The organism is Rhodococcus sp. NPDC057014 (genome assembly GCF_042673295.1).
Lineage (GTDB): Bacteria > Actinomycetota > Actinomycetes > Mycobacteriales > Mycobacteriaceae > Rhodococcus_F.
This window is the reverse complement of the sequence record NZ_JBHUSF010000269.1, coordinates 1-12,758: the sequence shown is the minus strand read 5'-3', so window position 1 is coordinate 12,758 and position 12,758 is coordinate 1. Positions and strand designations below refer to the sequence as shown.

General features: G+C 68.2%; 3 protein-coding genes. All 3 read left to right on the top strand.

Translation table 11 applies throughout. The features are described 5' to 3' along the window. The first annotated feature begins 18 nt into the window (after positions 1 to 18). Complete coding sequence (locus tag ACFTZB_RS34740) at positions 19 to 795, top strand: GvpL/GvpF family gas vesicle protein (protein ID WP_378438739.1); 777 nt, start codon at positions 19 to 21, stop codon at positions 793 to 795. A 3-nt stretch (positions 796 to 798) separates the two neighbouring features. Then, on the top strand, positions 799 to 1,038 hold the full coding sequence (locus ACFTZB_RS34735; protein WP_378438737.1) for a gas vesicle protein GvpG: 240 nt from the start codon (positions 799 to 801) through the stop codon (positions 1,036 to 1,038). Between the two features lie 816 nt (positions 1,039 to 1,854). Next, a partial coding sequence (locus ACFTZB_RS34730) for an amino acid adenylation domain-containing protein (protein WP_378438735.1) occupies positions 1,855 to 12,758 on the top strand: 10,904 nt, incomplete at its 3' end.

Below are 12,758 nucleotides of genomic sequence, written 5' to 3'. Positions count from 1 at the left end.
GACTCGAGGTGACCGGTGATGGCCACCTCGGAGCGGACGAAGCAGACGACCGGTGTGTATGTCTACGGCATCGTCCCGGCCGACGTCGAGGTCGCCGAGGATGCGACCGGGGTCGCGGACGGCACCGTGGAGGTGGTCACGCAGGGTGACATCGCCGCCCTGGTGAGCGGGCTGTCGGTGGACCGGGCGCTCGGTAAACCCGGGGACCTGCGGGCGCATGCGGACCTGCTGGACGGGGTGGCCGGGGTCGCGCCGGTGCTGCCCCTGCGGTTCGGTGCGGTGCTCAGCGACGCCGACGCCGTACGGGAGGAACTGCTCGCAGCGCACGCGGACGAGTTCGGTGCGGCTCTCGGGAAATTGGAGGGCAAGGCCCAGTACATCGTCAAGGGCCGGTACGTGGAGAGGGCGATCCTGCGGGAGATCGTCGACGAGAACGAGCAGGCGGCGGCGCTGCGCGAGGAGATCCGCGACAAGTCGGAGGACGCGGGACGGCAGGCGCGGATGGCCTTGGGGGAACTGGTGAGCAACGCGATCGCCGCCAAGCGGGAAGAGGACACCGGCAGGGTCGTCGAGGCGCTCGACGACCTCGCCGCTTCCGTGAACGTGCGCGAACCCACGCACGAGGAGGAGGCCGTGCAGGTGGCGATCCTCGCCGACGTCGAGCGTCAGGACGAGCTCGAACAGGTGCTCGGCGAGCTGGCCCAGGACTGGGACGGGCGGGTGGAGATGCGCCTGCTCGGACCGCAGGCGGCGTACGACTTCGTGGTGACCCAGAAGCCGGAGGGGCAGGGCTGAGGCATGGGTCTGTTCTCGTTCATCGTCACCTTGCCGCTGCAACCGGTCAAAGGGGTGATCTCGCTGGCGGAGTTGATCCAGCGGCAGGTCGAGCAGGAGTTGCACGATCCGGCGCGTGCCCGCCGGGCGCTCGAGGAACTCGAGGAGGCCCGGGAACGTGGTGAGATCACCGAGGAGGAGGAAATGCAGGCACAGCAGGCGATCCTCGACCAGATGACGGGCGGTGGCGAATCGAGCCCCTGATCCGGCAGGGCGTCAACGGGCGTACAGCGCGTGCTCGACCCGCTTGGCCTTCCGCTTCGGCACACCCGGCGCCGGGGAACGGCAACGGGCGGCACCGCCGCTCGAGATGCACACGCTCACAGGTAATCCCCTCATGATCATCGCGCTGACAGACCCTCACCGTCCGCCGACACCAACCATCTTTCACAGGTTCGGGCACACCGCGCTTCCCTCATCGAGGAGCACACGATGGGTCCTCGATCGGATCGATTACTCAGATCGGGCGTACACCAACCCGAGCCGCCTGCCGCTCTCGGCGGAGGTCACCAGTGGCCGAGATTTCCTTGCCAGAGTGCCACGAGGACATACAGCGCAACAGCCAGTGGATAGTACAGATTAATCATCGACGATCACCTTCGGATGGGGCCTTTCGGTATCGGTTTGCCCGACCCGGATCGGGTACCCGAGTCGTGACGGCGATACGCCGGCGACGCCGCTCATCTCACGGCACGAGTTCGAACCACGCGCTCGCTCCGCCCCGCAGATGCGGATCCGGGTTGTGTCGGCGCGCCACCTCGTGCGCACGGAGAGCAGAGTCAAACAATGCGGCGGCGCACCGGTAACGCCACCGAGTGGTAACGGGCGCGGGCAAAGCAGCGATATAAAAGAGCTGACCCCGAGTTGAGAAGGATGTAGTCGAACGCGGACGATACGGCGATCCGCGCTGCAATATCGGAACCCCGAACCCCGGGCCGCCACGACCCTGCCCCGCATGAGGCGTCGTCGCCCCACGACCCCCGGTCGCATGTGAAGGGATCCTTTCAGTTGGATTCTGCAATGCCACTCCACCACCGTGCTCGCGACGTGGACGCCTTCCCACTGTCGTCGGCGCAACGTGGGATGTGGCTCGCGCAACGATTGGCACCCGACGTCGCACTCTGCATCGCCCAGTACGTCGAATTGCACGGGCCCCTCGACCTCGATCTTCTGAACGAGGCGTCGTTGGCGGCGGGCCGGGAGTTCCAATCCACCTTCCTGAGGATCGTCGAGATGGACGGCGAGCCGTTCCAGGTCATCGATCCCACCATCGAGTTGTCCACGGATTTCGTCGACTTCCGCACCGCGGCCGACCCGGTCGGGACGGCGCACGCGTGGATGGAAGGCGACTACACGAGCCCGATCGACGTCACACGCGATATGTTGGCCAAGTCGGCGGTGCTGCAAGTCGGCGAGCAGGACTACTTGTGGTACAGCCGAATTCACCACGTCGCGCTCGACGGGTACGGGGCGATGACACTCGTGAACCGGATCGCCACGCTGTACTCGGCCGCGACGGAGGGTCGTTCGCCCGAACCCAACCGCGCGGCAGATCTGCGAACCCTGTGTGCCATCGATCGGGAGTACCGGGCGTCGCGCCGATTCGAGTCCGATCACGCCTACTGGGCCGACCGGGTCGCCGAGATGACCGCGGGCGCGAGTTTGTCGCCGGTCGCCGCAGCTGCCGTGGCGAGGTGCACTCTCGCGAACTCGGCACTGTCCGACGAGGCTGCCCGAAGACTCGCCCGTTCCCACCACGCTTTCGGTGCCACCGCCGCAGCGGTGGTCGTCTCGGCATTCGGTTGCTATCTCGCGCGCATGACCGGCAACGACGAGGTACTCGTCAACCTGCCCGTCTCGGCCCGGACGACAGTGATTCTGCGCCGCTCCGGCGGAATGCTGGTCACCGTCGCGCCGCTGCAGGTGAGCACACGTCCCGACGACACGCTCGCCAACTTGATCCAGCGGGTGCAGTGGGACGTGACGGGCGCACTGCGCCATCAGCGGTACACCCTCGAGGACATCCGCCGGGAGGCCGGCCGGAAGGCCGCCCGTGTTCTCGCGGCGCCGATGGTCAACGTGATGCTCTTCCGTCCGAAGATCATCCTCGGCGCACTTGCCGGCGAATTCCACGTGGTCACGTCCGGGCCGGTCGATGACCTGCTGGTCAACGTGTATACGACCGGAACACCCGAGAAGACGATGGTCGAGTTCCGGGGCAACCCCGGCCGCTACACCGACGAAGATCTGCGTTCACACCAGCGGGCCTTCGTCGGATTGCTCGAGGAGTTCCTCACCGCGGATCCCGCGGCGGCACCGGCGGATCTCCACGCCGAGACCGCGGCAGAGGGGGCACGACGCCGGGGCAGAGCGGTTCACCTCGAATTCTGGAGGAGTGTGCTCGACGGGCTGTCCACCGAGCCCGTCCTCCGAGCCGATCATGTCCGCCCCGGCCACTTCGGTGATCTCGACGGCCGTGTGGTCAGGCACGTTCCCGCCGACGTGCACGGCAAGATCCGGGACCTCGGTAAGGCCGGCTCCTTCGCGAGCTACTCCGTCGTGCACACCGCCCTTGCCGCGCTGCTGGCGCGGCTGAGTGGTCGAGGCGACGTGGCGGTGGGTGTCCCGGCAGGCCCGCACGGGTGGCCGCTGATCCTGCGGTCCCGGGTCGACGCCGCATCGACCTTCGCCGAACTGCTCGTTTCGGTGCACACCATCGAGGTGGCTGCTTTCCGCCATGCCGAGATTCCGTTCGACGACCTCGCGACGGCACTCGGTCTTCCGACGGCGCCGGGCGCTTCGTACCCATGTCAGGTCGGTTTCGTGTTCGCCCGCGCGGGGCCGGCGGACGCCGAGGCTCGCATGCCGGCGGGCGGTGGGACCGACCTGCAGGTGACGTGCACCGAGCACGGTACCGAGTCGGGCATCGACGTCGAGATCGTCTACTCGACAGCGTTGTTCGACCCGGCAACGATCGAGACCTTCACCGACCAGCTGGTCCGCATGCTCGAGGCCGCGACCGCCGAACCCGACGTCGCGGTCGGGGATCTCGTGTTCGCTGCGCCCACCGCACTGGCCGGACTCACGCCCGCAGTCGGTGCACCCACCCGCCCCGTGCAGCTGTTCCCCGATCTCCTGACCGCCGCCATGGCGGCCGAGCGCGATGCCGTCGCCGTGGCGGACGGCACCGCAGAGCTCACCTACCGGGAGCTCGATCGACACTCGAACCGGCTCGCCCGCCTACTCGTCGAACGTGGAGCCGGTCCGGAAACCGTTGTCGCCCTGGCACTGCCCCGGTCGGTGGAATTCGTGGTCGCGGTGTGGGCGACCGCGAAGTCGGGCGCTGCCTTTCTACCGGTGGATCCGACCTATCCGGCCGCCCGCATCGACCACATGCTGACCGATTCCGGCGCACAGATCGGCATCACCACATCCTCGTACCGTGCGGCGTTGGCGCAGGCCTCCTCGGCGTCCTGGATCGAACTCGACGACGCGGCCACCACCGCCGACGTCGAACGATGCCGCGCCGACGCCCTCGTGGAAGCGGATCGGCGCCGACCGCTGCGACCGGATCATCCGGCGTACGTCATCTACACCTCCGGGTCGACGGGAATCCCGAAGGGCGTGGTGGTGACCCATCGTGGCCTCGCGAACCTGGTGGCCGCCGAACGCGAAAGCCTCATCGTCCATCCCGCATCACGGGTCGCGCAGTTCGCATCGCCGAGTTTCGACGCCTCCCTGTTCGAATTACTGGCGGCGGTCGGGTCCGGAGCGCGGCTGGAGATCGTCCCGCGTGGGGTGTTCGGTGGCGTCGAGCTGACCCGGGTCCTCACCGAAAGACGAATCACGCATGCGGTGCTGACTCCGTCCACGCTGGCGACACTCGACCCCGGGAACCTGCCCACCCTGACGCATCTCGTCGTGGCCGGGGAGGCGTGTCCGCCGGACGCAGTGGTGCGATGGTCGGCGGGACGCCGCATGTTCAACGCGTACGGGCCGACCGAGGCCACCATCATGTCCACCCTGAGCGGGCCGATGGCGTCCACCGCTCCGGTGACGATCGGCGGGCCGGTGCGCGGGATGTCCGTGGTGGTTCTCGACGAACGACTCCATCCCGTCCCGCCGGGGGTCGCGGGCGAGCTGTATCTCTCCGGGCCGGCCCTCGCCCGCGGTTATCACCGCCGCACCGGCGTGACCGCGGCGCGGTTCGTCGCCGACCCGTTCGGGCGTCCCGGCGATCGGATGTACCGGACCGGGGACGTGGTTCGCTGGACGAGGGAGAATCACGTCCTCGACTACATCGGCCGCAGCGACTCCCAGGTCAAGGTGCGGGGATTCCGGATCGAACTCGGTGAAGTCGATGCCGTGCTGACAGACCACCCGGCCGTCGGGTTCGCGGCCACCGTCGACTACGACACCGGGAGCGGGGAGACCACGCTGGTCTCGTACGTGCGAGCGGCGACCGGCGAGGGACTGGACCTCGCCGACGTCGACCGTCACGTTCGGCAGACCCTTCCCCACTACATGGTGCCCCTACTCGTCCCCATCGACACGATTCCCCTCACCCCGGGCGGCAAGCTCGACCGGACAGCGCTCCCCCCACCGCCCGTTCGCGCGGGGGACGGCCGACGGACACCGACCACCCCGACGGAAGAGGTGATCGCGAAGGTCTTCGAGTCCGTGCTGGGCGTCGACGGCATCGGAGTGGACGACGACTACTTCGACCTCGGCGGTAACTCCCTGACCGCAACGCGGGTCGTCGCCCGGGCAAATGCTGCGCTGGGCGCCCGGATCGACGTCGCCGAACTGTTCGACGCACCGACCGTCGCGACGTTCGCCGCCCGGATCGACGGTGCCGGCCCCCGGGGCGCCGATCGACCGGCGCTGCACCGTTTTCCGCGACCCGCACGGATCCCGCTGTCTCCCGCCCAACAGCGGATGTGGTTCATCAACCAATACGACACCACCTCGCCGGCGTACAACATCCCCCTGGTCGTGCGACTCGCCGGTGTGCTCGATGTCCCGGCGCTGGTGGCCGCGGTCACCGACGTGGTCGAACGCCACGAATCGCTCCGCACCGTCTTCCCCGCCTCGGTCGACGGCCCCCATCAGGTTGTCGTGACCGCGGCGGAGGCCGTGCCCGAGATCCGACCCGTGCCGGTGCGCGACGAAACGGACCTGGACCGGCATCTCGCCGAGACCTGTGCCTCGCGATTCGACGTCAGCCAAGCAGCTCCACTGCGCGTCACCCTGTTCGAGCTGAGCGACACCGAACACGTGCTGGCGCTGGTCCTCCATCACGTCGCCGCCGACGGGGCGTCCACGGCGCCGTTGGCACGGGACGTGACGACCGCGTACACGGCGCGCACCGCCGGACGGCCACCACAGTGGGAGCCCCTCGACGTGCAGTACGTCGATTACACCCTGTGGCAGTACGAATTGCTGGGGACCGACAGCGATCCCGGCAGCACGGTCTCCCGCCAACTCGACTACTGGTCCGAAAACCTGAGTGGGCTACCGGAGCTCCTGGAGTTGCCGACCGACCGCCCCCGTCCCGCCGCGCAATCGCTGCGCGGAGGACGCGCGGAGTTCGGCATCGATGCGGCGCTGCACGACAGCATCCGGGCACTTGCCCGTCGCCACACCTCCACGGTGTTCATGACCATGCACGCAGCCCTTGCGGTGTTGCTGGCCCGGTTGACCGGGTCCGACGACATCGCCGTCGGCACACCTGTGGCCGGCCGGGGTGAGGCGGCGCTCGACGACGTGGTCGGCATGTTCGTGAACACCCTGGTCCTGCGCACACGGATAGATCGCGCCGCGAGTTTCACCGACACCGTCCAACAGACCCGCGGGGTCGACCTCGCCGCCTTCGGACACGCCGACATCCCGTTCGAGCAGTTGGTGGAAGAGCTGGAGCCCCAGCGTTCGGCCGCACATCCACCGCTGTTCCAGGTGCTTCTCGAATTCCAGAACGTCCTGCCCTCGGGCGAGGGACTGCACGGCCTCGAGCTTCCCGGCCTACGCATCGATTCGGTGCCGTACGACGCGGGCATCTCCAAGTTCGACCTTCAATTGTGGCTCACCGAGAACCTTGCGGACGACGGGACACCGCTGGGCATGCAGGCCGGCTTCGTCTACGCCGCCGACCTGTTCGACCCTGACACCATCCACACCTTCGCGGACCGATTCGTCCGGATTCTCGAGGCCGTCACGACCGATCCGGACGTCCCGGTGGGAGACATCGACCTTCTCGACGCCGGGGAGCAGGAAGCCGCCCTGGCCGGGTGGCGCGGGCCCCCCGCACCGGCGACCGGCACGCTCGTGGACGAATTCACGCGCAGCGCCGCGCGGTATGCGCATGCCGCGGCGCTCACCGCCGCGGGTGAGACCCTCGGCTACGCCGAGCTCGCGGCCCGCGTCAACCGATGGGCTCGTTATCTGCAACGCCGCGGGGTCACCTCCGAAACCGTGGTGGCGGTGGCACTTCCACCCTCGATCGAATCCGTTGTCGCGACACTCGCCGTGCTCGTCGCCGGTGGCGTCTGCCTGCCGCTCCAGGTGGACTGGCCCGCTGCTCGCATTGCGCATGCCCTCACCCAGGCGGGGCCCACCCTCGTGCTGACCCGGCGCGCCGACGCCGACGCGCCGCTCGGTCTCGGTGCAACACCGGTTCTCGTCGATGCACCCGACGTGGTGGCCGACATCGCCGGAATCTCGGCGGCACCGGTCACCGAGACGGAGCGGGCCCAGGCGCTGCGGCCGGACTCGGCCGCGTACGTCGTGTTCACCGCCGGGTCCACTGCTCGCCCGAAACCGGTGACGATGACGCATCGCGGCCTGATCTCCGCATTCGAGAAGACACCCCGGGCATGGCGATTCGACCGAACCGACACCTGGGCGATGGTGCCGTCCCACGCCGTCGACCTCACGCTCTGGGAGTTGTGGGGTGCGATTCTGCACGGAGCGCGCCTGGTGATCGTCGACACCGGGACCGCACGCTCACCGCAGGAGCTGTGTACCCTGCTTCGACACGAGCGGGTAACCGTATTGAGCCAGAACCCCACCGCGTTCGAGCAGACGGCACACGCATCGATGTCCGCCGACGGTGACCTCCCGGCGATGCGGTTGGTGGTCTTGGCCGGTGAGCCGCCCACGAAGGATCTGCTCTCGTTGCTGCCCTCCTGGGTGGAGACCACCTCGGCCGTCGTCGACCTGTACACGACCACCGAAACCCTCACGTGCCTCGCTTCCGCCACGGCGACCACGGCCCGCGAGGTGTCCGACCTCGCTCTGCGACCGTGCCCTGATCGACGCACCGTCGTGCTCGACCGCAGGCTGCGTCTCGTACCGAACGGGGTCATCGGCGAGTTGTACGCCGGCGGCGCCGAACTGGCACGCGGGTACCACCACCGGCCTGCACTCACTGCCACTCACTTCGTTGCCTGCCCCTTCGGAGACCCGGGCCACCGCATGTACCGCACGGGTGATCTCGCGCGCGTCACTCGCGACGGACGTCTGGAGATACTGGGACGCTGCGACTTTCAGCCACGACTGCGCGGTTGTCGAGTCGTGCCCGACGAGGTGGACACGGTCTTGCGCCGGCATCGAACCGTCGCCGGATCGGTCACCGTCGACCACACTCGCACCCCCGGCGAGCCGATCCTGGTGTCCTACGTCGCGGCGACACCCGGCACGTCCGTGGACCCGGCCGCGGTCCGGACGTACGCAGCGACAACGCTGCCCTCTCACCTGGTGCCGACCGCGATCGTCGTCGTCGACGCGTTCCCCCTCGACGCCACCGGAGCCATTGACCGTGCAGCGCTGCCCGTGCCCGAGTTTCTGGTGGACGCCGCGGAGTTCCGTGCCCCCCGAACAGCGCACGAGGAGGCGGTCGCCGGCGTCTTCGCCCGCGTACTCGGCGTGGAAGGCGTGGGGGTCGACGACAACTTCTTCGAACTCGGCGGCACGTCCCTCGTCGCGACGAAGGTCGTGGCCCGGCTCAACTCCGCGCTCGGCACCGGGATCGGAGTGCGCACGCTGTTCGAGGCACCGACCGTGGAGGCGTTGGCGGCAGTCCTCGAGAAGGCGGAAGACCTGCCCGCCGGCCGCCCGGCACTCGGTCCGCGCAGGCACAGTGGGCCCGCCCCGGTATCCTTCGCGCAGCAGCGGATGTGGTTCGTCAACCAGTTCGACACCACAGCAGCCACCTACAACATCCCCATGATCGTGCGCATCGAGGGACCGCTCGACGTCGATGCCCTCCGCGCGGCACTGCGCGACGTCGCCGGCAGACACGAGGCGTTGCGCACCGTCTATCCCCTCACCGAGAACGGTCCCGTCCAGGTCGTGTCGCCTCTCGAGGACATGCCTTTCGAGCTGTCCCCAGTTCCGGTAGTGGACGAATCCGATCTCGACCATCACCTTCGCCACGTGGTGGGCACCGGATTCGACGTCACGACGGAGCTCCCCCTGCGCGCCTTCCTCTGGCAAGTCGACCCGCACGTCCACGTGCTGGCCGTGGTCGTCCACCACATCTCGGCGGACGGCTCGTCACTGGCTCCCCTCGCCCGCGATCTGACGGTGGCCTACACCGCCCGCAACCGAGGTGGCGCACCGGAGTGGCCGCCGCTTCCCCTGCAGTACTCCGACTACACGGTGTGGCAACGCGACATGCTGGGATCCACCGACGATCCCGATTCACCCATATCGACTCAACTCCGCTACTGGCGCACGACACTGGCCGACCTCCCCGACCGGCTCGAACTTCCCCTCGATCATCCCCGGCCCGCGACGGCCTCCACTCGGGCCGCCACCGTCCGGTTCGAGATTCCCCCGGCCACCCACCGACGGATCGACAGGTTCTCACTCGAACACGGCGTGACACCTTTCGTCACCGTGCACGCCGCTCTTGCCGTCCTGCTCTCCCGCCTCGCCGATTCCGGTGACATCAGCATCGGATCTCCGATCGCCGGTCGCGGCGAAGAGGCTCTCGACGAACTCGTCGGAATGTTCGTCGGCACACTTGTCCTGCGCACTCGCATCGAATCGGCGGCATCGTTCGCCGAAGTGCTCGCGTGCGTCCGCGACACCGACATCGACGCATTCGCCCACGCCGACATACCGTTCGAGCGACTGGTGGAGGAAATCGACCCGGCCCGTTCGACCGCGGTTCACCCCCTCTTCCAGGTCATGCTCTCGTTTCAGAACATGGAGCAGCCGCGACCGGAACTACCCGGACTCGACGTCTCCGTCGTCGACCTCGACGCACACCTGTCGCCGTTCGACCTGAACGTGGTGCTTCGCGAGCACGTCGACGGCGCCGGATCCGCGGCCGGAATCAGCGCCCAGATCATCTATGCCATCGACCTGTTCGACGAGCACACCGTCCAGCGGTTCGCCGACCGGTTCCTCCGCGTGATCGATGCCGCCCTCGCCGACCCCGCCGTCGTCGTCGGTGACCTCGCACTCCTCGACGACGCCGAGCGCGACCTCGTACTGGAGCGATGGAACGCGACGGCACACGAGAGCCCGGAGGAGACGGTCGTCGACCTGTTCGATGCGCAGGTCGCCCGCACTCCCGACGCGGACGCAGTGACATTCGCGGAACGGTCGATGACGTACCGGGACTTCGACAGGTGGGTGAATCGACTCGCTCGTGAACTGATCTCACGAGATATCGGACCGGAGAACGTCGTCGCACTCGCGGCACCGCGGTCGTTCGAGCTGCTGGCCGGACTCTATGCCGTCACCAAGACCGGGGCCGCTTTCCTGATGCTCGATCTCGCCAATCCCCCCGAGCGCATTTCCTACCTTCTCCGAACCTCCGCTCCCGCGCTCGTCCTGATCGGCGGCGATACCGACCTGGCCCTTCCCCACGGCCTTCCCGGTCTCAGGCTCGAGGGCCTCGACGTCTCGGGCCGCGACTGCGCGCCGATCACCGATCACGATCGAGTCGCGCCGTTGCGCGCCGCCAACACCGCCTACATCGTGTTCACGTCCGGATCCACCGGTCACCCGAAGGGGGTGACGGTCTCACACGCCGCGATCGCCAGTCAGTTGAGATGGTCGCGATCCCAGCTGCCGCTCGGCCCGGGTGATCGCACGGTCCAGAAGGCGCCGATCGCCTTCGATGTAGCGGTCTGGGAGTGCCTGGCGCCCCTGTGTTCCGGTGCTGCCCTGATCCTTCTTCGGCCCGACGGTCACCTCGATTTCGACTACCTGGCGGCCACGATGGCCGCCGAAGAGATCACCGTCGTCGAGTTCGTACCGTCGATTCTCGCCGTGTTCGTGGACGACAGCCGGTACCCTCTGCCCGCTTCACTCCGGCGCGTCCTCTCCGGTGGCGAAACGATCTCCCACCGGACGGCGGCCAAGGTGCTGGAACTCGGTGTGGGACTGGGCAACATGTACGGTCCCGCCGAAGCCGCCATCACGGTCACCTACTGCGACGTCGACTCCAGCGACGGCGACCCGATCGTGCCGATCGGGCCGCCGGTGTGGAATACCTGCGCATATGTCCTCGACGGTCGCCTGCACCCGGCGCCTCCCGGAGCTGTCGGCGACCTGTACATCGCCGGAAAGCAATTGGCTCGAGGCTATCTCGGACGCATGCCGTTGACCGCAGCGCGTTTCGTGGCGGATCCGCACGGCGCACCCGGAACGCGGATGTACCGCACCGGCGACCGCGCCCGCTGGACCGACCGGGGACAGCTCGAGTACCGGGGTCGTAGCGACTTCCAGGTGCAACTGCACGGCTACCGGATCGAACCCGGAGAGATCGAGAACACTTTGCTCCGGCAGGCCGGTGTCGCGCAGGCCGTCGTCGTTCTCCAACAGGACGTCCACGGCACCGCGCACCTGATCGGTTACGTGGTGGCCGCAACGGGAACCGAACTCGACGGTGCCGATCTGATCACCCACCTTGCGGCCGCCCTTCCGGCCCACATGGTTCCCACCGCGGTCATTCCTCTTGCCGCGTTCCCATGGACGGCACACGGCAAGGTCGATCGTGGCGCGTTGCCACTGTTCGACTTCGCTGCGCGATCGTCGAGCCGCATGCCGGCCACCGATGTCGAACGCGTACTCGTATCGGCGTTCTCCGAGGTCCTGGGACTCGACGAGGTGGGTATCGAGGATTCGTTCTTCGCTCTCGGCGGCGACAGCATCATGGCCATCCAGTTGGTGGCGCGGGCCAGAGAGGCCGGAGTCGTTCTGACGCCGCGGGAAGTGTTCGAGCACAGGACCATCGGTCGGCTCGCGAGGGCCATCGAATCTGCCGACGTGCAATCGCCGGTCCTCGAGGAACTACCCGGGTTCGGGGTGGGCGAGATGCCCTTGACGCCGATCGCGCACTGGCTCCTCGACCGGGGCACCGACATCGGCAGATTCTCACAGGCCGCTCTCTTCACCGCACCCCCCGGGTTGGACCCGGATCGGCTCGCCCGCACGGTGCAGACCGTCCTCGACCGCCACGACCTGCTCCGTGCGCGGCTCCACCGGGCGGAGTCGCGCCGGGACGCGGCGGTGGAGGTGTTGCCGGCCGGCTCCGTGGACGCTGCCGGCCTGCTGCGCCGAGTTCCGGTCGACGAGCTCGCGGGTGCGCTGTTCCAATCGATCATCGACTGCGAGTTACGTTCGGCCACGGCGCGTCTGGACCCCGACACCGGCATCATGGTGCAGGTCGTCTGGTTCGAATCCACCGAGGACCGACCCGATCCGGGACGGTTGCTGTTCGTCATCCACCACCTCGCGGTCGACGGAGTGTCCTGGCGCATCCTCGTCCCCGACCTCGCCGCCGCCTGGGCCGCCGTCAGCACCGGCACACCACCGGCCCTCCCACCGGTCGGCACCTCCATGCGCCGCTGGGCCCACGCCCTCACCGACACCGCCCCCGACCGCGCCACCGAACTACCCCTCTGGCG